We start from the raw sequence: 24667 nt of genomic DNA, 5'->3' as shown, positions 1-24667 counted from the left end.
CGATGCTGGCGCGATCGCCGCTGCCTGTGGATTACTCGCCCGAATACGTCCCGACACTCCACAGATTCCCTTCGAAATCGCGCACGGTGAACCCGCGCGACCCGTAGTCCGTGTCCTCCAACCCCCGTACGACCACGGCCCCTGCGCCGATCGCGCGGCCGAAGACCGGGTCCGGGGTGTCGTGGACCAGGTAGACGGACTGGTGCTGCCCGGCCAGCGCGGTGAACTCGTCGGGCTCGGGCTTGGCGTCGACCGAACCGATCATCAGCCCGCCGCCCGCCGGCCACGCGAGCTCGGCGTGCGCGATCGAGCCCTCGGCGGCTCCGGGGTACGACGCGACGAGCCGGAAGCCGAGGCCCTCGGTGAGGAACCTCAGCGCGGCCTGCCCGTCGCGGTAGATGACGGCCGGCCAGACGCCGATCACCTGCTGCTGCTTCGTCTGCTGGGTCATGTCCTGGGTCGTGTTCATGCCTTCGAGTCTCGGGCCCAGGCAGGTACGAAGTCTTGAACGTTTGGGAGCTCCTCGGCCAGCCACTCCCGCGGCGTACAGCCCGCGATCGCTCGCCACTCGCGCGTCAGGTGCGCCTGGTCGGCGTACCCGTGGCGGGCCGCGAGGTCGGACAGCCGGACGGTGGGCTGCTGCCGCAGCTGCGTGTTCGCCCGCTCGAACCGCATCACGCGCGCCGCCACCTTCGGCGCCAGCCCGAACTCCGCGGTGAACCGCTCGGTCAGATGCCGCCGGCTCCACCCGACCTCGTCCGCCAGCGTCTGTACGCCGATCGCGCCGCCGCTGTCCCGCACCCGCTGCCACGCCCAGCCCAGCTCCGGGCGTGCATCGCGCGGGGACGCATCCGCCCAGCGGCGCAACAACAACTGCTCGAGCAGGTCGAAGCGCCGCCCCCAGGTCGGAGCCTCGCGCAGCTGCTCGGTGAGCTCGTGGGCGGGCCGCCCGAGCAGCTCGTCGAGGCCGACCACCGTGGACGCCAACTCGGCCGGCGGCAGCCCGAGCAGCGCCCGGGCCGCGGCCGGCGTCAGAGCGAGCTGCACACCGGCACGACTGGGTGTCTGTCCGATGTGCACCGCCGTGGAGTGCAGTCCGCCGACGCCGGCGTCGAACTTCTCCACCGGGCGGCCGGGCCAGGCGATGCCCAGGGGATCGTCCAGCGTGATGACCAGGGTCAGGAAGCGGGACGGGAGACCGCGGTGGAGCGCCGGGGGATCGGCGTCGTACGCGTAGCCGGTGACGTCGCCGACGTACGGGCGCAGGGCAGGGTGCACCGGTCGCGTGTGGTGCTCGATCCCCGCCATGGAACCAGGCTAGGACTGTCCACGGACAGAATCAGTACTCCAGGATCCGGGACCCGCGTACCGCCATCCGGACGGGCGTGGCAGTATCGATGAGTACGTACCAGCACAAGGAGATGTCGTCGTGCCTGCTCTGAGGTCCCGCACAGTCACCCACGGTCGCAACATGGCGGGCGCTCGCGCGCTCATGCAGGCCTCGGGCGTAGCCCGGGAGGACTTCGGGAAGCCGATCATCGCGGTCGCGAACAGCTTCACCGAGTTCGTGCCCGGCCACACCCACCTGGCCCCGGTCGGCCGGATCGTGTCCGAGGCGATCCACGCCGCCGGCGGGATCGCGCGCGAGTTCAACACGATCGCCGTCGACGACGGCATCGCGATGGGCCACGGCGGCATGCTCTACAGCCTCCCGTCCCGGGACCTGATCGCCGACTCCGTCGAGTACATGGTCGAGGCGCACTGCGCGGACGCGCTGGTCTGCATCTCGAACTGCGACAAGATCACCCCCGGCATGTTGATGGCCGCGCTCCGGCTGAACATCCCGACCGTGTTCGTCTCCGGCGGCCCGATGGAGGCCGGCCGGGCGACGCTGGTCGACGGCACGGTCCGCAAGCTCGACCTGGTCGACGCGATGTCCGAGGCCGTGAACGAGAACGTCTCCGACGCCGACATCCTGCGGATCGAGGAGAACGCCTGCCCGACCTGCGGTTCGTGTTCGGGCATGTTCACCGCGAACTCGATGAACTGCCTGACCGAGGCGATCGGCCTGTCGCTGCCCGGCAACGGCTCGCTGCTGGCGACCCACACCGGCCGCCGCGCGCTGTACGAGAAGGCGGGCGAGACCGTCGTCCGGCTGGCCGAGCGGTACTACGACAACGACGACGCGACGGTGCTGCCGCGGAGCGTCGCGTCGAAGGAGGCGTTCGGCAACGCGATGGCCCTGGACATCGCGATGGGCGGGTCGACGAACACGATCCTGCACCTGCTCGCCGCGGCCCAGGAGGCCGAGGTCGACTTCGACCTGGACGACATGAACGCGGTGTCGCTGCGGGTGCCGTGCCTGGCCAAGGTCGCGCCGAACGTGACCGCCAACGGCACGTACTACATGGAGGACGTGCACCGCGCGGGCGGGATCCCGGCGATCCTCGGCGAGCTGCGCCGCGCCGGCCTGCTGAACGAGAACGTCCACACCGTGCACAGCGACTCGATCGACGAGTGGCTGAAGACCTGGGACCTGCGCGGCGGCTCGCCGTCGCCGGAGGCCGTCGAGTTGTGGCACGCGGCGCCGGGCTGCAAGCGGTCGGCGACGGCTTTCTCGCAGTCCGAGCGCTGGGACACGCTGGACACCGACGCGGCGGGCGGCTGCATCCGGGACCGTGAGCACGCGTACTCGAAGGACGGCGGTCTCGCGGTACTGAAGGGCAACCTGGCCGTCGACGGCTGCGTCGTGAAGACGGCCGGCGTGGACGAGTCGATCTGGACCTTCGAGGGCCCCGCGGTGGTGTGCGAGTCGCAGGAGGAGGCCGTCGAGAAGATCCTGGCCAAGCAGGTCCAGCCGGGCGACGTCGTCGTGATCCGCTACGAGGGCCCGAAGGGCGGACCGGGGATGCAGGAGATGCTGTACCCGACGTCGTTCCTGAAGGGCCGCGGCCTGGGCAAGGTCTGCGCGCTGGTCACCGACGGCCGCTTCTCCGGCGGTACGTCGGGCCTCTCGATCGGCCACGTCTCGCCCGAGGCGGCCTCGGGCGGCACGATCGCGCTGGTCGAGGACGGCGACCACATCAAGATCGACATCCCGAACCGCACGATCGAACTCCTGGTCCCCGCGGAGGAACTGGCCAAGCGCGAGGCGGCCCTGAACGGCGTCTACGCCCCCAAGAACCGCACCCGCAAGGTCTCCAACGCCCTCCGCACCTACGCCGCCATGGCCACCAGCGCCGACAAGGGCGCCGTCCGCGACCTCAGCAAGCTCGGCTAGAGCTCGAGGTCGAAGGCCAGGTTGATCGCCTCGGCCAGGGCGGGTTCCTGGTCGGGGTGGAGGTAGCCGATGAGGCGGCCCAGTTGGGCTTTGGGGATGGTTTGGATGTTGTCGCAGGAGATCGCGCTGGGGTGATCGAGGCCGTTGTCCGGGCCGACCAGTACCTCGGTGGACAGGCCGCGGATCGTGCTGGTGATCGGGGCGACCGTGACGTTGGTCAGGCGCGGGCGGATCAGTTCGCGGGTGAGGACCACCACCGGCCGGGGCTTGTCCAGGCGGGCGATGTGCAGCGGCCGCATCAGTCGAGGTCGCTCAGAACCGTGCCTGCCGCCGCCGGGGCGAGCCCTTCGAGATCCGGATAGTCACCGCGCTCGGCCAGAATCGCCAGATCCCGCGCCGCCAACTCCCGCCGCCGCTCCCGCTCCATCGCCCGCGCGACCACGGAAGCCCGACTCGTCGCCCTCTCCGTGGCCACGAGCTCATCCATGAACTCCACCAACTCATCCGGCAACCGCACCGTGATCTGCTTACTCATACCACAACCATACCGCCGTGGGATTCACATCGGTACTGAGTCAGTTGGGGGAGAGGGTTGACCAGGTGATGAGGTCGGTGGCGGGGAGGGAGGGGAGGGCGGTGATGGCGGCGAGTTCGGTGTCCAGGAGGCCTACCAGTTGGGCCAGGCGGGTGGTGGCGTCGGGGGCCTCGAGGAGTTTCTGGCGGTCGGGGGTCATGAGTTTCATGGCCGCGGACATCAGGTAGGACAGGGTGCCGGGGTCGTCGGGGAGTTCGCCGAGGTGCAGGCCGGGGCGGCTGATCTCGCTGACGGCTTCGGCGTACCGGCGGAACCGGGCGATCGCGACCGTCGCCGTGCCCAGCGGGTCGTCGCCGAGGTCGTCGGGCAGCCACTCGACGTCCCCGACCAGGTAGTCGCCGGAGCCGTCGAGCTCGGTCACCTTGAACCGGCGGTTCCCGGTCAGCGTGACCTCGATCGGCCCCTCGTCGTCGGCGTCCAGCGTGATCTCCGAGATCGTCGCCGCACAGCCGGTCCCGTACAGCGACCGGAACACCCGCTCGCCGAGCTCGTACCCGTCCCGGACCGCGAGCGCGCCGCAGACCATTTCGCCGCCGTTCTCGACCAGGTCACGGACCACCGCGCGGCCCTGGACGTCGTTCACCGGAATCGGGAGCACCAGCCCGGGAAAGATCACCGTGTCGACAGTGAGCAACGGCAGGCGGGAGTCCATGCCGACGAGCGTAGTGGACGCGGCCCGTGATCACGCCCCGTGACCGGTCGGCCAGTGGATATGCGGTCGGGGACGCGGCGGGTGACCACTAGACTGACACCATGATTCGCCGCGTCGACCTGCGGGGCCGAGTGGCGGCCGGAGAGGTGACCGACCTCCAAGCCGAAGTGAACGCCCTCGTCCCCCGAGCCGTGTTCGACGTCGAGAAGGCCCTCGACGTCGTCCGACCGATCTGCCTGGACGTCCGCCATCGCGGTCTCGAGGCGATCAGGGAGTACGGCGAGAAGTTCGACCATGTGCGCGTCGAGGACGTCCGGGTCCCGGCCGCGGCGCTGAAGACCGCGCTCGAGGACCTCGACCCGACGGTGCGCAGCGCCTTCGAGGAGTCGATCCGGCGCGTCCGCGAGGTCAGCCAGGACGAGCTCACCGCCGACGTCGCCTCCGAGCCCGCGCCCGGCGGGCGGGTGACCCAGCGGTTCGTCCCGGTCCAGCGCGTCGGCCTGTACGTCCCGGGGGGCCGCGCACCGCTCGCCTCGAGCGTCGTGATGAACGTCGTACCGGCCCAGGTCGCCGGTGTACCGTCGCTGGCGGTGGCGTCGCCGCCGCAGAAGGAGTTCGGCGGCCTGCCGCACCCGACGGTGCTCGCGGTCTGTGCCCTGCTCGGCATCGACGAGGTGTACGCAATGGGCGGCGCGCAGGCGATCGCCGGGTTCGCGTACGGCTTCGACGGCTGCCGGAAGGTCAACCTGATCACGGGTCCCGGCAACATCTACGTGGTGGCGGCCAAGCGGCTGATGCTCGGTGTGGTCGGCATCGACTCGGAGGCGGGTCCGACCGAGATCGCGATCCTCGCCGACGACACCGCCGACCCGCAGCACGTCGCCGCCGATCTGATCAGCCAGGCCGAGCACGACCCGATGGCCGCGAGCGTGCTCGTCACGCCGAGCGAGAGCCTGGCCGCGAAGGTCGAGGCCGAGCTGCCGGTCCAGGTCGCGAAGACCAAGCACCGGGACCGTGTGACGGAGGCCCTCGAAGGCCAGCAGTCCGCTGTCGTGCTGGTCGACGACCTCGACCAGGGCACCGCCGTCGTGGACGCGTACGCCGCCGAGCACCTGGAGATCCAGACCGTCGACGCCGAGGAGCGGGCCGGGCTGATCAACAACGCCGGCGCGATCTTCGTCGGCGGCTGGTCGCCGGTGTCGCTCGGCGACTACTGCGCGGGCTCCAACCACGTCCTGCCCACGGCCGGCTGCGCCTGCCACTCGTCGGGCCTGTCCGTGCGCAGCTTCCTGAAGGCCATGCACGTCGTGAACTACACCCGCGACGCGCTGCACGAGGTCGCCGGCCACGTGCGCACGCTCGCCGACGCCGAGGACCTCCCGGCGCACGGCGCGGCGGTGGCGGTCCGGTTCCCCGGCAACGCACCAGGGGAGCGGTGATGGGTCGTTTCGACGGGCTGCCGATCCGCGAGGAGCTGAAGAGCTTCGAGCCGTACGGCGCCCCGCAGCTCGACGTCCCGGTCCTGCTCAACGTCAACGAGAACCCGTACCCCCCGAGCGAGGAGACGGTGGCGGACATCGCCGCCGCGGTCTCGGTCGCGGCCCGCGGGATGAACCGCTACCCGGACCGCGAGTTCCTCGACCTCCGCGCGGACCTCGCGGCGTACCTGGCCCGCGAGTCCGGCGCGCACCTGGCGCCCGAGCAGGTGTGGGCGGCCAACGGGTCCAACGAGGTCATGCTGCACATCCTGCAGGCGTTCGGCGGCCCCGGGCGTACGGCGCTGTCGTTCGCGCCGACGTACTCGATGTATCCGGAGTACGCGCGCGACACGAACACCGCGTGGGTCACCGGCCGCCGCGCCGAGGACTTCACGCTGGACCGGAGCAAGGCGATCGCGGCGATCTCCCGGCACCGCCCGTCGGTCGTGCTGCTCGCCTCGCCGAACAACCCGACCGGTACGGCGTTGCCGATCGACGTGACCGAGGCGATCGTCGCGCACTCCGCGGCGCTCGGCGCGGTCGTGGTGGTCGACGAGGCGTACGCCGAGTTCCGTCGTACCGGGACGCCCAGTGCGGTCAGCCTGTTGCCGTCGTACCCGAATCTCGCGGTCGCGCGGACGATGTCGAAGGCGTTCGCGATGGCCGGCGGGCGGGTCGGATACCTTGCCGCGAGCAAGCAGTTCGTGGACGCGCTGCGGATCGTCCGGCTGCCGTACCACCTGTCCGCGGTGACGCAGGCGACCGCGCGGGCCGCGCTGCGGCACGCCGACGAGCTGCTCGGCCGGGTCGAGCAGCTCCGCGTCGAGCGCGACGAGACGGTCGACTGGCTGCGGGCGCAGGGCCTGCGCGCGGTCGACTCGGACGCGAACTTCGTCCTGTTCGGCACGTTCGCGGACCGGCACGCGGTCTGGCAGGCGCTGCTCGACGACGGCGTACTGATCCGGGAGACCGGACCGGACGGCTGGTTGCGGGTCTCGATCGGCACCGGCGAGGAGATGGCCGCGTTCCGCGCCTCTTTGGAGCGGGTTCTCAAGACTGATACTGGAAGGCTGACATGACGCGCACTGCCCGGATCGATCGGGAGACCAGCGAGTCCAAGGTTCTCGTCGAGCTGAACGTCGACGGCGAGGGCCGGGCCGACATCTCGACGGGGGTCGGGTTCTACGACCACATGCTCAACGCGCTGGCCAAGCACGCGCTGCTCGACCTGCACGTGAACACGGTCGGCGACCTCGAGATCGACGCCCACCACACGGTCGAGGACACCGCGATCGGCATCGGCCAGGCGCTGAAGGAGGCGCTCGGCGACAAGCGCGGGATCCGCCGGTTCGGCGACGCGACCGTGCCGCTCGACGAGGCGCTCGTGCACTGCACGGTTGACCTGTCCGGCCGGCCGTACTGCGTGCACACCGGCGAGCCGGAGGGCCAGGTCTACGCGATCATCGGCGGCGACTACGCCGGCTCGCTGACCCAGCACGTGTTCGAGACGCTTGCGTTCAACGCCGCGATCTGCATCCACATCCGGGTGCTGTCCGGCCGCGACCCGCACCACATCGTCGAGGCGCAGTTCAAGGCCTTCGCCCGGGCGCTCCGGGCGGCCGCCGAGCTGGACCCGCGGCAGCCGGGCATCCCGTCCACGAAGGGCGCGCTGTGACCAAGAAGGTCGTGTTGCTGGACTACGGCTCGGGCAACATCCGCTCGGGCGAGCGCGCGCTGCGCCGGGTCGGCGCGGACGTCACGGTGACCGCGGACTTCGACGCTGCCTGCAACGCCGACGGCCTGCTCGTGCCGGGTGTGGGCGCCTTCGAGGCCTGCATGACCGGGCTGAAGGCGGTCCGCGGCGATGTCGCTGTCGACCGTCGGCTGACCGGTGGCCGTCCGGTGCTCGGGATCTGCGTGGGGATGCAGATCCTGTTCGCTCGCGGCATCGAGCACGGCGTCGAGACCGAGGGCTGCGACCAGTGGCCCGGCACGGTCGAGCGCCTGCGGCCCGAAGGCGCCGAGCCGGTGCCGCACATGGGCTGGAACACCGTCGACGTACCGGTCGGCACCGCGCTGTTCGACGGCCTCGAGAAGGAGCGCTTCTACTTCGTGCACTCGTACGGCGTGCACACCTGGGAGCTGACCGACACGCGCGAGTCCGTCACGCCGCTCGTCACGTGGACGACGTACGGCGGGGACAAGTTCGTCGCCGCGGTCGAGAACGGGCCGCTGTCCGCCACCCAGTTCCACCCCGAGAAGTCCGGCGACGCCGGCGCGACCCTGCTCGAGAACTGGGTCCGCTCGCTGTAATACCAGTTGCGTAACTGGTTTCACTCCTGACTATCGGTCACGGTTGGGTGCCGCTGTCCGATTTCCGGCCTCCGAGGGCTTCTCAGCCGCCCGTGCTGGTGTCACACTCACTCGCCAGGGTGGTTGAGAACCTTCGGGGATCCGGGAGGCCGGATGCTGGCGGTGAAGAACCTCGAGGTCGTCTACGACGACGTGATGCTGGTCCTGCGGGGGGTCGGGCTGGAGGTCCCGCAGGGGCGGATCGTCGCCCTGCTGGGGGCGAACGGCGCCGGCAAGTCGACGCTGCTGCGCGCGCTGTCCGGGCTGCTCGACGTGCACGAGGGCGAGGTCCGGCGCGGCTCGATCACGCTCGACGGTGAGCCGATCCACACGTACGGCGCCAGCCGGGTCGCGGCGCTGGGCATCAAGCAGGTGATGGAGGGCCGGCGGATCCTCGCCGACCTGACCGTCGAGGAGAACCTGCGGATCGGCGGGCACGTCAGCCCGCGCGCGATCCGGCAGAACCTGGACCGGACGTACCAGCTGTTCCCGGTGCTGGCCGACCGGCGCCGCAAGCCGGCCGGTTACCTGTCCGGCGGCGAGCAGCAGATGCTGGCGATCGGCCGCGCGCTGATGTCCGATCCGAAGTACCTGCTGCTGGACGAGCCGAGTCTCGGCCTGGCGCCGATGATCGTGCAGCAGATCCGGGACGTGATCGTCGAGATCAACCAGCACGGCACGACGGTGCTGCTGGTCGAGCAGAACGCGGCGATGGCGCTGTCGATCGCCGAGCACGGATACGTGCTGGAGAACGGCGCGATGGTGATGGACAAACCCGCCGCGGACCTGCTCGCGGACGGCGACGTCCGGGAGTTCTACCTGGGTCTCGGCGCGGAAGGTTCGGCGAAGTCCTTCCGCGACGTGAAGCACTACCGCCGCCGGAAGCGGTGGTTGTCGTGACGGTACTGATGTCGCGACTCCGTCGCGACGGGTCATGGGGCTGTAACTCCCGCCCTTCCCTCGTCGCTCCGGTCGCTTCGCTCCCTCCGCTCCTCAGTCCAGGGCGGGAGGCCCCATGACCGCGACCGAGGTACGGCAGAGCGAGGATGTCCAGGAAGGGTCGCCGGTGCTGACCTTCGAGGACGTGGTGCTCGCGTTCGACGGGGTGACCGCGCTCAACGGGGTGAGCTTCACCGTGAACCCCGGCGAACTCTTCGCGGTGATCGGGCCGAACGGCGCCGGCAAGACGTCGATCTTCAACGTGCTGTCCGGCGTCTACCGGCCGCAGCAGGGAACGGTTCGGTTCGGCGACCAGGACCTGCTCGGCCGCCGCCCGCACGCGATCGCCCGGCTCGGCATCGCCCGGACCTTCCAGAACATCGAGCTGTTCTCGAACCTGACCGTGCTCGACAACCTGATGCTCGGCCGCCACCACCATCACCCGTACGGCGTCCTCGCCGCGTTCGCGTGGCTCGGCAAGGCCCGCCGCAACGAGTGGGCGAACCGGCTCGCGGTCGAGGAGATCGTCGACTTCCTGGAACTCGCGCAGTGGCGCCGGCTTCCGGTCGGACTGCTCCCGTACGGCGTCCAGAAGCGGGTCGAGCTCGGCCGGGCGCTCGCGTCGGAGCCGAAGCTCCTGCTGCTGGACGAGCCGGTCGCCGGGATGAACCTGGAGGAGACCGAGGACATGGCCCGGTTCATCCTCGACATCCGCGACGAGCTCGGGCTGCCGATGATCATGGTCGAGCACGACATGGGCCTGGTGATGGACCTGGCCGACCGGATCATGGTGATCGACTTCGGCAAGCCGATCCGCACCGGAACGCCGTCCGAGGTCGCCACCGACCCCGAGGTCGTCCGCGCCTACCTCGGCGAGGAACACAAGGTGGACCGGTCATGAGCGCGACCATCGCCACCAGGGTCCGGGACCGCGCGGTAACGACGCCGGACGTGATCGCCTTGCGCGAAAAGGATCTGGGTGTCTGGCAGCAGGTCAGCTGGACGCAGTACTGGGACACCGCCGCGCTCGTCGGCCACGCGTTGATTGCCCTCGGCGTCGAGCCGGGCGACCGGGTGGCGATCCACTCGGAGAACCGCCGCGAGTGGCTCTACACCGACGTCGGCACGGTCGCCGTCCGCGCCGCCACGGTCGGCCTGTACCCGACCAACCCGGTCGCCGAGGTCGGCTACCTGTTGCGGCACTCGGGCGCGAAGGTGCTGATCGCCGAGGACCAGGAGCAGGTTGACAAGGCGCTCGCGATCGACGACCTGCCCGACCTCCGGCACATCGTGTACGTCGAACCGCGCGGCATCCGCTACCGGTACGACGACCCGCGGCTGATCGCGTGGCCCGACTTCCTCGCCATCGGCCAGCGGCACCGCGAGGCGAACCCGGACGCGGTCACGCAGCGGATGGCGGCGGCCCGCTCCGACGACGTGGTCACGCTGATCTACACCTCCGGCACCACCGGCCCGCCGAAGGGCGTGATGCTGACCGCCGCGAACGTCGACTTCGCGATCCAGGAGCTGGTCGAGCGCGGCGGCTTCACCGCGCCGCCGCCGTCACCGCGCGACAGCGTGCTGTCCTACCTGCCGCTGTGCCACGTGGCCGAGCGGATCTTCAGCGGCTGGTTCGGCGCCGGTGCCGGCGTCTGCGTGCACTTCGCCGAGTCGATCGAGACCGTCGCCACCAACCTGCACGAGGTCCAGCCGACGGTCCTGTTCGGCGTCCCGCGGATCTGGGAGAAGATCGCGGCCGGCGTCCAGATCCGGGTCGAGTCCGCGGACCCGGTCAAGCGGCTGATCGGCGGCTACTGGCTGCGCCGCGCGGACTGGATCGGCGGTGTCCTCGCCGCCCACGACGGACGTCATACGGCGGCGTCCCGCGCGGTCTACGCGATCGGCTGGCTGTTCTGCTACCGCGCGCTGAAGGACCGGGTCGGCCTGCGCGAGGTCCGCTACGCGGCCTCCGGCGCCGCGCCGATCGCGCCCGAGGTACTGCGGTTCTTCATGGGCCTCGGGGTGCCGATGCACGAGGTCTACGGGATGACCGAGAACACCGCCGTGGCGACGGCGAACCGGCCGGGCCGGATCAAGGTCGGTACCGTTGGTGAGCCCCACGAGGGTGTCGAGGTGAAGGTCGACGAGGCCACCGGCGAGATCCTCACCCGGCACCCGGGCACCTTCGCCGGCTACTGGCAGGATCCCGAGGCGACCGCGAAGGTGATCGACCCCGACGGCTGGCTGCACACCGGCGACGTGGGCGAGTGGGTCGACGGCACGCACCTGCGGATCACCGACCGGATGAAGGACATCATCATCACCGCGGGCGGCAAGAACGTCGCGCCGTCGGAGATCGAGAACGCGCTCAAGGCGTCGCCGTACATCAAGGAAGCCGTCGTGATCGGCGACCGGCGGAAGTTCCTGACCGCGTTGATCGGGATCGAACCGGACACCGTCGGCCACTGGGCGCAGGTGCACCGGCTGCCGTACTCGACGTACGGCGACCTGTCCGCGAAACCGGAGGTGGTCGCGCTGGTGCAGGGCGTCGTGGACGAGGTGAACGCGCGGTTCGCCACCGTCGAGCAGGTGCGCTCGTTCCGGCTGCTGCCGAAGCTCCTGGACCACGAGGACGGCGAACTCACCGCGACCCAGAAGGTGAAGCGCAAGGCGGTCGCCGACACGTTCGCCGAGCTGGTCGACTCGATGTACGCCGGAGGTGCGCGGTGAACGAGTTCGTCGCCACCGTCGTCCGCGGGCTCGGCAACGGGTCGATCTACGCCCTGCTGGCGCTCGGTTTCGTGATCGTCTACAAGTCGATGCGGGTGATCAGCTTCGCCCAGCCGGCGTTCATGATGGCCGGCGCGCTGCTGGTCGGCTACCTGGTGCTGGAGATGAACTTCTTCCTCGCCGTGCTGGTCGCGCTGCTGCTGACCGCGCTGCTCGGCGCCGGGGTGGAACGGCTCGCGCTGCGGCCGATGATCGGCAAGCCGGTGTTCGTGATCGCGATCATCACGCTCGGCGTCGACATCGTGATCCGCACGGTCGTGAACTCGTTCATCGGCCTGGACATCCGCCAGATGGGCGATCCGTGGGGGCTGAAGCAGGTCGACGTACTCGGGGCGCGGATCGACCAACGGCACCTGGCAACGCTCGTGACGACGCTGCTCGTGGTGGCCGCGCTCTTCGCCTTCTACCGCTGGTCGCGGACCGGGCTGGCGATGCGCGCGGCAGCGTCGGACCAGGAGGTCGCGCTCGCCCAAGGCGTCTCGGTAGGCCGGGTGTTCTCCCTGTCGTGGGCACTCGCCGCCGCCCTCGCGGGGTTGGCCGGCGTCTTCCTGTCGACCGGTATCGGGCTCGAGCAGAACCTCTGGCTGACCGCGCTGAAGGCGCTACCGGTAATCATCCTCGGCGGCCTCGACTCACTGGGCGGCGCGGTGATCGCCGGCCTGTCCATCGGCGTGGTCGAAGCACTAGTCGGCAGCTACGGCGACGACCTCCACCCCGTCTTCGGCGGCGACTTCTTCCTGGTCGTCCCGTACCTGCTGATGCTCCTCGTCCTCCTGCTCAAACCATACGGCCTGTTCGGCACCAGAGAGGTGGAGCGCATTTGACGTCCTCCCCGCCCTGAAGAGTGGGGATTCCAACTACTACGCGGAGGTAGCGTGTTGAGGTTCACGCTTCAACGAGACCCGTACGGGCGTCTCTCGGCGTGCGCTGACGGCCCGTCCGGCCGCGATGTTCACTGCCGCGTTCACGTCCGCGTTGCCCCGATGCCCGCAGGCCGCGCACCGGAACACCGCTTGGCTCTCGCGGTTCTCGGCTGCGCGGTGCCCACAGACGCTGCAGGTCTGCGACGTGTACGCCGGGTCGACTCCTTCGACCCGCCCGGGGGCCTTCTGTCGCAGGCGCTGGACGAGCAGTCCCCAGCCGTTGGCCAGGATGCCCCGGTTGAGTCCGCTCTTGGCGCGGCGACCGTTCGGCAGATACGCCCCTGGCCGATCGGCGTCAGGCTTGGGCTTGGGTCGTCGAGTCAGCTGCGCCACCCGCAGGCCCTCCACGCGGATCAGATCGAACCGGCGGGCGAGGTGGGTGCTGACCTTCTCCACCCAGTCCGTGCGGCGGTCGACGGCGCGGGCGTGCAGTTTGGCGATCGCGGCCTTCACCCGCCGGCGTCGGTTGGAGTTGCGATCGCAGCGCGCGAGGCGGCGTTGCAGGTGTTTGAGCCGTTTCTGTTCGCGGTCTGCCAGCCCGGGGCAGATCAGGAGTTCGCCGGTGGACAGAGCGGCGGACACCGAGACGCCGCGGTCCACGCCGACGACCTCACCGGAACCGGGTGCGGGGATCGGCGGCGGGATGGCGGCGAACGCGAGGTGCCAGCGACCCGCTCGGTCGCAAGTGATGCGGTACGACTTCGCGTCGGGAATCCGGCGAGACAGGCGGAACCGTACCCAGCCGACCTTGGGGACCAGCACCTCAGCCCACTTGCGGTTCAACTTGATCACTCGGGACGCCTGCGGGCCGACGATGCGGAAGCCTTCGTGCTTCCCGGCCTTGCGCCAGGTCGGCCGTCGATGGGTGCCGGCGAAGAAGTACTTGACGGCTTGGGCGAAGTCACGCAGGGCTTGTTGCTGCACGGTCTGCGATCCTGCGCGGAGCCACCCGAACTCGCGACGTGCTTCGGTCAGTTGGCGGGCCTGCTCGGCGTACCCAGGCGTCGGGCCCTTGTCGGGAGTCCACATCGACCACTGCTCGAGCGCCAGATTCCACACGATCCGGGCTTGCCTGCACTGCTCCAGCAACGCCGCGTGCTGCGCCGGAGTCGGGCACATCCGGAACCGGGACATGCCTCCTACTCAACCAGCCGGCACCGACAGTTCCCGGTTTCCGAGGCGGGGCGGCAAATACCATGAGCACCTCACACGGAAGGCCTCTGCTCTACCTGTCCTACAAGCAGGACATGGCGTTGCTCAACACGTCCGCGAAGCGGGTGTGGACGGTGGTGCTTGCGGTGGTGGCGGTGGCGTTGCCGTTTCTGTTGACTGACGACATTCTCGTCGTGCTCGCGACGGCCTGTGTGGCGTCGATCGGGGCTATCGGGTTGAACCTCGTCACGGGGTACGCCGGTCAGGTTTCGCTCGGGCATGCGTTCTTCCTGGCGATCGGGGCGTACACGGCGGCGGCGTTGTCGGGGGATCCGGACAGCACCCGGTTGATCGGGTTCGGGATCACCTCGCTGCCGGTCTGGTTGCTCGCGTCCGGGCTGGTCGCGGGGCTGGCGGGGTTGATCGTCGCGCCGTTGGCGGCCCGGTTGCGAGGTCTGTACCTCGCCGTGGTCACGCTCGGGCTCGTGTTCATCGGGGAGCACGTGTTCAAGCACTGGCGCGAGCTGACCGGAGGCGTCGGCGTCGGGCGGCCGGCCGCCGTACCGGAGTTGTTCGGGTTCCAGTTCGCGGTGGACGGGGCGACCTTCACCAAGGCGCAGAAGCTGTATCTGCTGATGCTCGTGCTGCTGGTGATCTTCGGGGTGCTGGCCCGCAACCTCGTCCGGTCGCGGATCGGCCGGGCGCTGGCCGCGGTCCGGGACCGGGATCTGGCCGCCGAGGTGATCGGGGTCGACGTGACCCGGTACAAGATGATCGCGTTCGCGGCGTCGTCGTTCTACGCCGGCGTCGCGGGCGCGCTGCTGTACGTGATGATCGGCTTCGTCGAGCCGGGGTCGTTCAACCTCGGGATGTCGGTGCAGTACATCGCGATGGTGCTGATCGGCGGTGTCGCGACGATCTCCGGATCGGTGCTCGGCGCGCTGTTCATCACCCTGCTGCCGCGGGTCACCCGCGAGCTCCCGGCCGTGCTGCCGTTCATCAGCGCCAGCTCGACGGCCGGGGGCATCACGGTCTTCCAGGTCGAGACGATCCTCTACGGCCTGTTGATCATCGGCTTCCTGATCTTCGAGCCACGGGGGCTGTTCGGGATCTGGATCAGGGTCCGCACTTACTGGAAGTCGTGGCCGTTCTCGCACTGAAGGAGCACCGATGAGCGTGCACAGAGGAATCGCCGTCGCCGTCGTGGCGGCGCTGGTACTGGTCGCGGGGTGCCGCAACGAGGCCCCGGAGGCCCAGCAGGGCAGTTCGGGGGTCAAGTTCGACGTCGGGGTCACCTCCGAGCCGTGCCCGGCGGCGGTGGACAAGTCCAAGGGCTGCATCTACCTGGGCTCGATCTCGGACCTCACCGAGGGCCCGTTCAAGGCGCTCGGGGTGCCGATCACCGAGAGCCAGAAGGCGTTCTGGAAGCGGGTCAACGAGGCAGGCGGCATCGGGGCCTTCGAGGTCGACGTCACGAAGTACACCAAGGACAACAAGTACAACCCGCAGATCCACAACGAGGTGTACGCCGAGATCAAGCCGGACGTGCTCGGACTCGCGCAGACCCTCGGCTCGCCGACCACCGCGGCGATCCTCGGCGACCTCAAGTCCAGCGGCACGATCGGCGTTCCGGCGTCCTGGACGTCGGCGTGGGCGTTCGAGGACGTGATCCTGGAGTCCGGGACGAACTACTGCTTCGAGTCGATGAACTCGGTCGACTTCGCGGTCGAGACGCTGAAGCCGAAGAGCGTCGCCGCGGTGCACTTCCCGGGCGACTACGGCGACGACGCGGCGGCCGGCACGAAGCTCGCGGCCGAGGCGAACAAGCTGACGTTCACCGACATCCCGACCGCGCCGGGGCAGGAGAACCAGGGCGCCGCGGTCCAGAAGCTGCTCGCGGCCAAGCCGGACCTGGTGATCCTGACCACCGGCCCGACCGAGGCGGCGACGATCGTCGGCGGCGCCGCGCAGAACGGGTTCAAGGGCCAGTTCATCGGCACCAGCCCGACGTGGAACCCGGCGCTGCTGAAGAGCCCGGCCGCGCCCGCGCTGACCGCGTTGTACCGGCAGTCCGGGCCGTGGGCGCCGTACGGCGCGGACACGCCGGGGCACAAGGCGCTCGCCGAGTCGATCGACCAGGCGATGTTCAAGGCGGCCCCGAACGACGGGTACACGGCCGGCTGGGTCTGGTCGTACCCGCTGAAGGCCGCGCTGCAGAAGGCGGTCGACGCCAAGGACCTCACCCGCGCCGGGCTGCTGAACGCGGTGAAGTCGCTGGAGACGGTCGACTACGAGGGGATGCTGCCGGCCGAGGCCGGACGTTTCTCGGGTGAGCCGAACGAGCGGGTCTTCCGCGGCAGCATCATCTCCAAGGTGGACCCGTCGGCGCCGACCGGCGTGACCGTCGAGCGGAACTTCTTCACCGGTAAGACTGCCCAGGCCCACGAGTTCACCAAGCCCTGCTACCAGTAACCGCGTCGAAGATCGGGGCACCCGCGGATCCGCGGGTGCCTCGGCGCGCGGTTCGCCTTGTCGTTGTCGTTTGTTCACCGTACGTTCATCGTTGACCGGCAGATCCTTTCCGCCCATGAGGAGGCCACGCACGTGTCCGTTGAACAGAATCCCCTGTCCCGGCGGCAATTCGTCGCCCGAGCGGCCGCGGCCGGCGTCGCGGTCAGCGTCGCCGGGTCCGTCGAGGCGCTCTACACCGCCCAGCCGGCGCTCGGCACCTCCGGCCCGAAGCTCGGGTACGGCCCGTTGATCGAGGACCCGAACGGCATGCTCGACCTGCCGCGCGGGTTCAGCTACAAGGTCGTGTCCCGCGAGGGCACGGTCCGGCCGGACGGCCTGAAGACCCCGAGCCGGTTCGACGGGATGGGCACCTTCCCGGACCGAGCCGGCGGCAACCGGCTGGTCCGCAACCACGAGTGCAGCCCGACCGCGACGATCAAGGTCGTCGCGCCGCCGGAGCGCACGTACGACCCGGCCGCGGCCGGCGGCACCAGCACGGTCGTCGTGAACCGGCACAACGAGCCCACCCAGGAGTTCGTCAGCCTCGGCGGCTCCGCGATCAACTGCTCCGGCGGCATCACGCCGTGGCGCACCTGGCTGACCTGCGAGGAGACCGAGGACAAGGCCGGCACCCGCGGCTACACCAAGGACCACGGGTTCATCTTCGAGGTCGACCCGTACGACGACCGCCGGAACGTGAACCCGACGCCGCTGACCGCGATGGGCCGCTTCCAGCACGAGGCGGTCGCGATCGACCCGGCGACCGGGATCGTGTACGAGACCGAGGACGCGTTCGTGGCGCCGCTCGGCGGGTTCTACCGGTTCCTCCCCAACCGGCCGCGGGGCGGCTGGGGCAGCCTGCGGGCCGGCGGCGAGCTGCAGGCGATGCACATCCCGGACCTGCCCGACCTGTCCGTCGTGCAGGAGGCCGGCACCGAGTTCCACGGGGTGCAGTGGCTCAAGGTCCCGGACCCGCTCGCCACGACCGAGTCGGTGCGCTCGCAGGACTACCCGAAGCCGATCACCGGCGGCTACAAGCTCGAGGGCTGCTGGTGGGGCACGCTGGACCGCTGCGTGTACTTCGTCTCGTCGTTCGCGCGCACCGAGCTCGGCCCGAAGGTCGACCACGACGGCCAGGTGTGGCGGTACGACCCGCGCAAGCACACGCTCCGGCTCGAGGTGATCTTCACCCGCCCGAAGCCGGGCTCCGACGACCCCGAGTTCGATGCCCCGGACAACATCACGATGTCGCCGTACGGCGGGCTGATGATGTGCGAGGACGGGCTGGGGGAGCAGCACATCCTCGGTACCACCGAGGACGGCGAGGTCTTCAAGTTCGCCCGGAACCGGGTCAACACCGGCACCCCGGAGGAGCCGTCGTACGGCGAACTGGCGGGCGCCGGGTTCTCCGCCGACGGCCGGACGATGTTCTTCAACGTCTACAGCCCCGGCATCACGTACGCGATCACCGGCCCCTGGCGCCGGAGGCGCTGACGGCTCAGCGCCGCAGGCGCTGACCGAACCTCCGCCGCGACCGCCTGGCCCGGGTCAGGCGGTCGCGCCGGGGAAGGCGAGTGGTACGCCGCCCCAGGCGAGCTGGTTGCCCGCGGCGGCGAGCAGGGCCTCGATCGCGAAGGCTCGGACGGCGGGTTGTTCGGCGGCCTCGACGAGGTCGCCGTACACCGCCGCGATCCGGACCTCGACCACCAGCACCAGCGCCGCCGCGGTGGCCGCGTTCACGACCGCCCGCGGCAGGTCGTACGCCGGTTCGGCCGCGACCGGTGTCTCGCCGGCGGCGGCGATCAGCGCGCTCAGCCGGTCGCGGTTCGCCCGGTGCGCCTCGAACAGTTCGCCGGCCGCCCGGAACTTGGCCCCGTTGAGCTTCCCGCCGGCCACGCCCACGCCGTACAGCGCGGCGTGCTCACCGGCGAGCGCAGCCTGCAGCGCCTCGAGCTGGTTCACGCGGTGGGCCTCGCAAGCTTTGGGGCCAGCGCCGCGCCCAGCTGGGTCTCGGAGGCGGCGATCTGGGCGAGCAGGCGCGCGGGGGCGCCGGACAGCTTGGCGGCCGCCGCCGCGTGCGCGCCGGCCAGCGCCTTCTCCTGCTTGGAGATCGCGGACAACGCCGCCTGCGCGCTCTTCGCCGGGGCCACGGCCGTGGTCGCCTTGGCGGTGACGCCGGCGGTCTCCTTGAGCTTGGCGAGGTGGCTCGAGTGGTACTTCGCCCCCGCGGCCAGCTGGGCCTTCAGCGTCGGGAACTTCCGGCTCGAGGTTGCGTAGAGCTGGGACAATTGAGTCAGCTGGGTCGCCGCAGTACTGAGCGCCGCGACGACCGCCGGGTCGACGGACGGAGTCTCCTCGGCCGGACCCTGCGACGGCGGCGCGCTGTTCACGGCGCCCGGCGTACCGGTGCCGGCGGGCTCGTCCTCGCAGCCGGTCAGCGCGACCGCTCCCGGAAGCAGGACGGCGGTCACGACGACGGCGCGCCGGGACGGCGTCGGGCGGACCGGCGTGGATCGGGACGGGCGGCGTGGAGGCACGGCGGAACGATACCCGGTGACGCGACCGCGACCGGCCCGGGACGAGCCGATGACCCGGATCGGGGCGTCGGCCGGATAGGGTGGGCTACTGCCCTCGGCCGGACCGCCGAGGACGGAACGGGTGCACAACTGGAGAGAGGCAGGTCAACCTGTGAGCCGGAAACCGAACCCCACGGGCCACACGGACACCACGAGCCTCGAGAACTTCCTGCGGCCGATCGTCGAGCAGTTCGGCTGCGACCTGGAGGCCGCGGACATCGCTCCGGCCGGCCGCCGCCGGTTGCTGCGGGTCCTGGTCGACCGCGACGGCGGCGTCAGCCTGGACGACGTCGCCGAGGTCACCCGGGCCATCTCGAAGGCGCTCGACGCCGACGACATCATGGGCGAGGGCGCGTACACGCTGGAGGTCTCGAGCCCCGGCGTGGACCGCCCGCTGACCCTGCCCCGGCACTGGCGCCGCAACACCGGCCGGCTGGTCGCGGTCACGCTGACCGCCGGCGGGAAGCTCACCGGCCGGATCAAGTCCGTCTCCGAGGAGGCGGCCGAACTGGACGTGGACGGCAAGCGGCAGAGCGTCGCGTACGCCGACATCGCGAAGGCCAAGGTCCAGATCGAGTTCAACCGGGCTGCCGGCAACGACACTGAGCCATCTCTTGATGATGGAGAAACACCTGCCGACGGCACGGTGGAGGAGAACTGACATGGACATCGACATGGCCGTGCTGCGGTCGCTGGAACGGGAGAAGGACATCTCCCTGGACGTGGTCGTCGAAGCGATCGAGCAGGCGCTGCTGGTCGCGTACCACCGCACCGAGGGCGCGCAGCAGCACGCCCGCGCCGAGCTGGACCGCAAGACCGGGCACGTGACCGTCTACGCCCGCGAGCTGGCCGAGGACGGCACGCTCGCCCGGGAGTACGACGACACCCCGCACGACTTCGGCCGGATCGCGGCCACCACCGCCAAGCAGATCATCCTGCAGCGGCTGCGCGACGCCGAGGACGAGGTGCGGTACGGCGAGTTCTCCGGCAAGGAGGGCGACATCGTCTCCGGTGTCGTCCAGCAGGGCCGCGACCCGCGGTCGGTGATGGTCGACCTCGGCAAGATCGAGGCCGTGCTGCCGGTGCCGGAGCAGGTGCCGGGGGAGAAGTACGAGCACGGCGCCCGGCTGCGGGTGTACGTGGTCGGTGTCCGCAAGGGCTTCAAGGGCCCGCAGATCACGGTCAGCCGGACGCACCCGAACCTGGTGAAGAAGCTGTTCGCGCTGGAGGTCCCGGAGATCGCCGACGGCACCGTCGAGATCACCGCGATCGCCCGCGAGGCGGGGCACCGGACCAAGATCGCGGTCCGGACCCTGAACCCGTCGGTGAACGGCAAGGGCGCCTGCATCGGGCCGATGGGGCAGCGGGTGCGCAACATCATGCACGAGCTGCACGGCGAGAAGATCGACATCATCGACCACAGCGACGACCCGGCGACCTTCGTCGGGAATGCGCTGTCCCCGGCGCAGGTTACGTCTGTCGAGGTGGTGGACGCCGCGGCCCGTGCGGCGCGCGTCGTCGTCCCCGACTACCAGCTCTCGCTGGCGATCGGCAAGGAGGGGCAGAACGCCCGCCTGGCCGCCCGGCTCACCGGCTGGCGCATCGACATCCGCCCGGATACCGATGTGACTGCCGGGAGCGAGAAGGTAGACTGATCTCTCGGTCGGTCGACTGAGTCGCAACCACACCCAAGGATCACCTGACAGTGAGCGCAGCCGCGCGCCCCGGGAAGCTTCCGGAGCGCACATGCATCGGGTGCCGGAAGCGAACCGGTCGGACCGGCCTGCTGCGGATGACGGTTTCCGGAGGACTCGTGCTCCCGGATCCCGATCGTCGGGCACCCGGCCGCGGGGCGCACCTGCACCCCGCGCTCGAGTGCTTCGACCTCGCCGTCCGGCGCAAGGCGTTCCCACGGGCCTTCCGGGTCCCGGGGCCGCTCGACGTGACCGGGCTGCGGGAGTACGTCGCGCAGCGTGATAAGTAAGAAGCAGCAGAAATGGCGGCCTCCCAGGCCGTCCGCGGCGGTCCGACCGGGCCGTCCGTGACCGACATGAAGGCGGGTCATCGACTCATGACCACTCGATGAGTGTCTACCGATGAGTGCAAAGCGATGAGCACGTACGTCAACTAACGGTCCGCGCCCAGGCTCGGACCAGAGGGAGAGTAGTGGCAAAGGTCCGGGTCTACGAGCTCGCGAAGGAGCTCGGAGTTACCAGCAAGGTCGTACTGACCAGACTGAACGACATGGGCGAGTTCGTCCGGTCGGCATCCTCGACGATCGAGGCACCTGTCGTCCGGAGGTTGGCGGAGGACTTCGAGAAGAACCCGCCGAAGAAGCGCGCGGCCAAGAAGGCCGCCGCCAGCACGTCCGCCGCGCCCCAGGCGACCGCACCGGTCGCCCCCGCGGCACCCAAGCAGGCACAGCCGGCCCAGCCGGCGACCCCCAAGGCTCCGGCCGAGCGCCCCGCGCCGGCCGCTGAGAGCACGTCTGCCCCGGCTCCGCAGGCGCCGGCGTCCCCGGTGACCGAGGCCGCTCCGGCGGCCAAGGCCACCCCGGCTCCGGGCGTCAAGCCCGGTCCGCGGCCGGGCCCGAAGCCGGGTCCGCGCCAGGAGCAGGCTCCGGCCGAGTCCGCCCCGGCGGCCAAGGCCGAGGCCCCGGCTCCGTCGACCCCGGCGTTCGAGGCCCCCGCGGCCAAGGCGGCGCCCGAGACCTCGGCCCCGTCGGCTCCGGCCCCGGGCCCGCGGCGTCCGGGCGGCGACAGCGCGGCCCGTCCGGGCCCGCGTCCGGGCGGTCAGGGTACGGCGCCGCGTCCGGGCGGCCAGGCCTCCGCGCCGCGTCCGGGTGGTGCGCAGGGCGGTGCCCCGCGTCCGGGTGCGCCCCGTCCGGGTGCCCCGCGTCCCGGTGCCCCCCGTCCGGGTGGCGCCCAGGGCGGTGGCCCGCGTCCGGGTGCGCCGCGTCCGGGCAACAACCCGTTCAGCTCGACCCAGGGCATGCAGCGCGGTGGACCGCGCCCCGGCCCGGGCGGCGGCGGTTCCGACCGGCAGGCCCCGAGCCCGGCCGGCATGGCGCCGCGCCCGCCGCAGGGTCGTGGCGGCGGTGACCGGAGTGGTGGCGGCGACCGGCCGCCGCGTCCGGGCGGCGTGCCCGGCGCTCCGCGCCCCAACCCGGCGATGATGCCGAAGTCCTCGGCCGGTACCTTCACCGGCCGTCCCGGTGGCGGCTCCGGCGGCCCCGGCGGCGGTGGTCGCGGACGTCCGGGCGGTGGCCCGGGTGCCGGTCCGCGCGGCGGTGGCGGCGGCGGTGGCGGTGGCTTCCGTCCGGGTGGCGGCGGCCCCAGCGGCCCGCCCGGTGGCGGCGGTGGCCGCCCGGGTCCGGGCAACCGCGGTCGTGGCGGGACGCAGGGTGCCTTCGGGCGTCCGGGCGGTCCGGCGCGCCGTGGCCGCAAGTCGAAGCGCGCCAAGCGCCAGGAATTCGACAACATGCAGGCCCCGGCGGTCGGCGGCGTCCGCGTCAAGCACGGTGACGGCGAGGTCGTGAAGCTGCCGCGCGGCGCTTCGCTGACGGACTTCGCCGAGAAGGTCGGCGTCGACCCGGCGTCGCTGGTCCAGGTGCTGTTCCACCTCGGTGAGATGGTGACCGCGACCCAGTCGGTGAACGAGGAGACGCTCGAGCTGCTCGGCACCGAGCTGAACTACGACGTCCAGATCGTGTCGCCGGAGGACGAGGACCGCGAGCTGCTGCAGTCCTTCGACATCGAGTTCGGCAACGACGAGGGCGACGAGGGCGACCTGGCTCCGCGGCCGCCGGTGGTGACCGTGATGGGTCACGTCGACCACGGTAAGACGAAGCTGCTGGACGCGATCCGGATGGCGAACGTCGTGGCCGGCGAGGCCGGCGGCATCACCCAGCACATCGGTGCGTACCAGGTGACCACCGAGGTGGACGGCGAGCAGCGGGCGATCACCTTCGTCGACACCCCGGGTCACGAGGCGTTCACCGCCATGCGTGCCCGTGGTGCGCAGGCCACCGACATCGTCATCCTGGTGGTCGCGGCCGACGACGGCGTGATGCCGCAGACGATCGAGGCGCTGAACCACGCCCGCGCGGCGGGGGTCCCGATCGTGGTCGCGGTGAACAAGATCGACGTCCCGGCGGCGGACCCGGCGAAGGTGCGCGGTCAGCTGACCGAGTACGGCCTGGTCCCCGAGGAGTACGGCGGCGACACGATGTTCGTCGACGTCTCGGCGAAGTCCCGGATCAACATCGACGGCCTGCTCGAGGGCGTCGTACTGACCGCGGACGCGGCGCTGGATCTGCGGGCCAACCCGGACATGCACGCCGAGGGCATCGCGATCGAGGCGAACCTCGACAAGGGCCGTGGTCCGGTGGCGACCGTGCTGGTGCAGCGCGGCACGCTCCGGGTCGGCGACTCGATGGTGGTCGGCCCGGCGTACGGCCGGGTCCGGGCCATGCTCGACGAGCACGGCAACAACGTCGAGGAGGCGACCCCGTCGCGTCCGGTCCTGGTGCTCGGTCTGACCGCCGTACCGGGGGCCGGTGACAAGTTCCTGGTGGTCGAGGACGACCGCCGGGCGCGGCAGATCGCCGAGAAGCGCGAAGCCCGGGCCCGGGCGGCCGCGAACGCCAAGCGTCGCGTCCGTCGCACCCTCGAGGACTTCATGGCCTCGATGGAGAAGGGCGAGACCCAGGAGCTGCTGCTCATCCTCAAGGGCGACGTGTCCGGTTCGGTCGAGGCGCTCGAGGACGCGCTGGTCCGGATCGAGGTCGGCGACGAGGTGAGCCTGCGGATCATCGACCGCGGTGTCGGTGCGATCAACGAGAACGACGTCAACCTGGCCATCGCGTCGAACGCCGTCATCATCGGCTTCAACGTGCGGCCGGCGGGCAAGGCCGGGGACCTGGCCGAGCGCGAGGGCGTGGATGTCCGGTACTACTCGGTCATCTACTCGGCGATCGACGACATCGAGGCCGCCCTGAAGGGCATGCTCAAGCCGATCTACGAGGAGGTCACCCTCGGCCAGGCCGAGATCCGGGAGATCTTCCGCTCCTCGAAGGTGGGCAACATCGCCGGTTGCTGGGTGACCAGCGGCCTGATCCGCCGCAACGCCAAGGTCCGGTTGATCCGGGACGGCGCGGTGGTCGTCGACAACACCGAGCTGTCGTCGCTGAAGAGGTTCAAGGACGACGCGTCCGAGGTCCGCGAGGGCTTCGAGTGCGGTCTGACCATCAACAACTACAACGACATCAAGATCGGCGACATCGTCGAGGCGTTCGAGCTCCGCGAGAAGCCGCGCAGCTGACCGACCGACAGGCGATGACCCGACCCGGGTCGTCGAGGAGTAGCGTCCGGAGAGACCGTGTTCTCTCCGGACGTTGCTCGTGAATGAGGGAGTGAGC

The 24667-nt window shown here is 70.6% G+C and carries 24 protein-coding genes; 16 read left to right on the top strand and 8 right to left on the bottom strand.

The features are described from left to right. Positions 1-31 precede the first annotated feature (31 nt). Complete coding sequence (locus ABN611_RS37245) at positions 32-469, bottom strand: VOC family protein (RefSeq protein ID WP_350277003.1); 438 nt, start codon at positions 467-469, stop codon at positions 32-34. Continuing rightward, positions 466-1308 carry a helix-turn-helix domain-containing protein gene (locus tag ABN611_RS37240; protein ID WP_350277002.1) on the bottom strand — a complete coding sequence of 281 codons (843 nt, stop codon included), beginning with the start codon at positions 1306-1308 and terminating at the stop codon, positions 466-468. The genes ABN611_RS37245 and ABN611_RS37240 overlap by 4 nt, the downstream gene beginning before the upstream one ends. 121 nt (positions 1309-1429) lie before the next feature. Between ABN611_RS37240 and ilvD the strand changes: the two genes are divergently transcribed. Then, positions 1430-3280 (top strand): dihydroxy-acid dehydratase, encoded by a 1851-nt coding sequence (gene ilvD / locus ABN611_RS37235; protein ID WP_350277001.1) that lies wholly within the window; start codon positions 1430-1432, stop codon positions 3278-3280. Here ilvD and ABN611_RS37230 read toward each other — a convergent pair. The 3 genes from ABN611_RS37230 to ABN611_RS37220 are packed head-to-tail and all read right to left on the bottom strand — an operon-like array spanning position 3277 to position 4527. After that, positions 3277-3579, bottom strand: a complete 303-nt coding sequence (locus ABN611_RS37230) for a type II toxin-antitoxin system PemK/MazF family toxin (protein ID WP_350277000.1) — start codon at positions 3577-3579, stop codon at positions 3277-3279. The genes ilvD and ABN611_RS37230 overlap by 4 nt on opposite strands. Further along, positions 3579-3815, bottom strand: coding sequence for a ribbon-helix-helix domain-containing protein (locus tag ABN611_RS37225; RefSeq protein WP_350276999.1), 237 nt, complete (start codon positions 3813-3815; stop codon positions 3579-3581). The genes ABN611_RS37230 and ABN611_RS37225 overlap by 1 nt, the downstream gene beginning before the upstream one ends. A gap of 40 nt (positions 3816-3855) precedes the next feature. Continuing rightward, on the bottom strand, positions 3856-4527 hold the full coding sequence (locus ABN611_RS37220; RefSeq protein ID WP_350276998.1) for an LON peptidase substrate-binding domain-containing protein: 672 nt from the start codon (positions 4525-4527) through the stop codon (positions 3856-3858). 101 nt (positions 4528-4628) lie between these two features. On the opposite strand from ABN611_RS37220, the gene hisD reads away from it, so the two are divergent. The 8 genes from hisD (at position 4629) to ABN611_RS37180 (ending at position 12910) form a co-directional block, all read left to right on the top strand. Then, positions 4629-5966, top strand: a complete 1338-nt coding sequence (gene hisD / locus ABN611_RS37215) for a histidinol dehydrogenase (protein ID WP_350276997.1) — start codon at positions 4629-4631, stop codon at positions 5964-5966. Then, positions 5966-7084, top strand: coding sequence for a histidinol-phosphate transaminase (locus ABN611_RS37210; protein ID WP_350276996.1), 1119 nt, complete (start codon positions 5966-5968; stop codon positions 7082-7084). The genes hisD and ABN611_RS37210 overlap by 1 nt, the downstream gene beginning before the upstream one ends. Continuing rightward, positions 7081-7680: an imidazoleglycerol-phosphate dehydratase HisB gene (gene hisB, locus ABN611_RS37205; protein WP_350276995.1), complete on the top strand. Its 600-nt coding sequence runs from the start codon at positions 7081-7083 to the stop codon at positions 7678-7680. Before ABN611_RS37210 ends, hisB begins: the two co-directional genes overlap by 4 nt. Beyond that, positions 7677-8318, top strand: a complete 642-nt coding sequence (gene hisH / locus ABN611_RS37200) for an imidazole glycerol phosphate synthase subunit HisH (RefSeq protein ID WP_350276994.1) — start codon at positions 7677-7679, stop codon at positions 8316-8318. The genes hisB and hisH overlap by 4 nt, the downstream gene beginning before the upstream one ends. Positions 8319-8471: 153 nt before the next feature. Further along, positions 8472-9257: an ABC transporter ATP-binding protein gene (locus tag ABN611_RS37195; RefSeq protein ID WP_350276993.1), complete on the top strand. Its 786-nt coding sequence runs from the start codon at positions 8472-8474 to the stop codon at positions 9255-9257. A 115-nt stretch (positions 9258-9372) separates the two neighbouring features. Next, positions 9373-10197, top strand: coding sequence for an ABC transporter ATP-binding protein (locus tag ABN611_RS37190; protein WP_350276992.1), 825 nt, complete (start codon positions 9373-9375; stop codon positions 10195-10197). Further along, positions 10194-12026, top strand: coding sequence for an AMP-binding protein (locus ABN611_RS37185; RefSeq protein ID WP_350276991.1), 1833 nt, complete (start codon positions 10194-10196; stop codon positions 12024-12026). The genes ABN611_RS37190 and ABN611_RS37185 overlap by 4 nt, the downstream gene beginning before the upstream one ends. Then, positions 12023-12910, top strand: coding sequence for a branched-chain amino acid ABC transporter permease (locus tag ABN611_RS37180; protein WP_350276990.1), 888 nt, complete (start codon positions 12023-12025; stop codon positions 12908-12910). Before ABN611_RS37185 ends, ABN611_RS37180 begins: the two co-directional genes overlap by 4 nt. 36 nt (positions 12911-12946) lie before the next feature. Here the strand turns inward: ABN611_RS37180 and ABN611_RS37175 are convergent, their stop codons facing one another. After that, positions 12947-14143, bottom strand: coding sequence for a transposase (locus ABN611_RS37175; protein WP_350276989.1), 1197 nt, complete (start codon positions 14141-14143; stop codon positions 12947-12949). A 62-nt stretch (positions 14144-14205) separates the two neighbouring features. Here ABN611_RS37175 and ABN611_RS37170 point away from each other — a divergent pair, with 62 nt between their 5' ends. From ABN611_RS37170 to ABN611_RS37160, 3 genes are all read left to right on the top strand, one after another. Then, a complete protein-coding gene (locus ABN611_RS37170; RefSeq protein ID WP_350276988.1) occupies positions 14206-15321 on the top strand; it encodes a branched-chain amino acid ABC transporter permease in 1116 nt (371 codons plus the stop codon). A 10-nt stretch (positions 15322-15331) separates the two neighbouring features. Further along, a complete protein-coding gene (locus tag ABN611_RS37165) occupies positions 15332-16633 on the top strand; it encodes an ABC transporter substrate-binding protein (protein WP_350276987.1) in 1302 nt (433 codons plus the stop codon). Positions 16634-16765: 132 nt separating this feature from the next. Then, positions 16766-18166: an alkaline phosphatase PhoX gene (locus ABN611_RS37160; RefSeq protein ID WP_350276986.1), complete on the top strand. Its 1401-nt coding sequence runs from the start codon at positions 16766-16768 to the stop codon at positions 18164-18166. 54 nt (positions 18167-18220) lie between these two features. On the opposite strand, the gene ABN611_RS37155 is transcribed toward ABN611_RS37160, so the two are convergent. Both ABN611_RS37155 and ABN611_RS37150 read right to left on the bottom strand, forming a co-directional pair. Then, positions 18221-18634, bottom strand: coding sequence for a DUF4439 domain-containing protein (locus tag ABN611_RS37155; RefSeq protein ID WP_350276985.1), 414 nt, complete (start codon positions 18632-18634; stop codon positions 18221-18223). Beyond that, on the bottom strand, positions 18631-19209 hold the full coding sequence (locus ABN611_RS37150; protein WP_350276984.1) for a cell division protein FtsK: 579 nt from the start codon (positions 19207-19209) through the stop codon (positions 18631-18633). The genes ABN611_RS37155 and ABN611_RS37150 overlap by 4 nt, the downstream gene beginning before the upstream one ends. Before the next feature lie 151 nt (positions 19210-19360). Here ABN611_RS37150 and rimP point away from each other — a divergent pair, with 151 nt between their 5' ends. The 4 genes from rimP to infB all read left to right on the top strand — a co-directional run bounded on the left by rimP (position 19361) and on the right by infB (position 24570). Beyond that, positions 19361-19909 (top strand): ribosome maturation factor RimP, encoded by a 549-nt coding sequence (gene rimP, locus ABN611_RS37145; protein ID WP_350276983.1) that lies wholly within the window; start codon positions 19361-19363, stop codon positions 19907-19909. A gap of 1 nt (position 19910) precedes the next feature. Next, positions 19911-20903 (top strand): transcription termination factor NusA, encoded by a 993-nt coding sequence (gene nusA, locus ABN611_RS37140; RefSeq protein WP_350276982.1) that lies wholly within the window; start codon positions 19911-19913, stop codon positions 20901-20903. Positions 20904-21040: 137 nt separating this feature from the next. Continuing rightward, positions 21041-21232, top strand: coding sequence for a YlxR family protein (locus ABN611_RS37135; RefSeq protein ID WP_350276981.1), 192 nt, complete (start codon positions 21041-21043; stop codon positions 21230-21232). 182 nt (positions 21233-21414) lie between these two features. Further along, positions 21415-24570: a translation initiation factor IF-2 gene (gene infB / locus ABN611_RS37130; RefSeq protein WP_350276980.1), complete on the top strand. Its 3156-nt coding sequence runs from the start codon at positions 21415-21417 to the stop codon at positions 24568-24570. Positions 24571-24667: the final 97 nt, after the last annotated feature.

Origin of the sequence: Kribbella sp. HUAS MG21, assembly GCF_040254265.1 — a bacterium.
Classification (GTDB): Bacteria; Actinomycetota; Actinomycetes; order Propionibacteriales; family Kribbellaceae; genus Kribbella.
The sequence above is the reverse complement of the archived record's forward strand: the minus strand, read 5'-3'. Positions and strand labels throughout refer to the sequence as shown.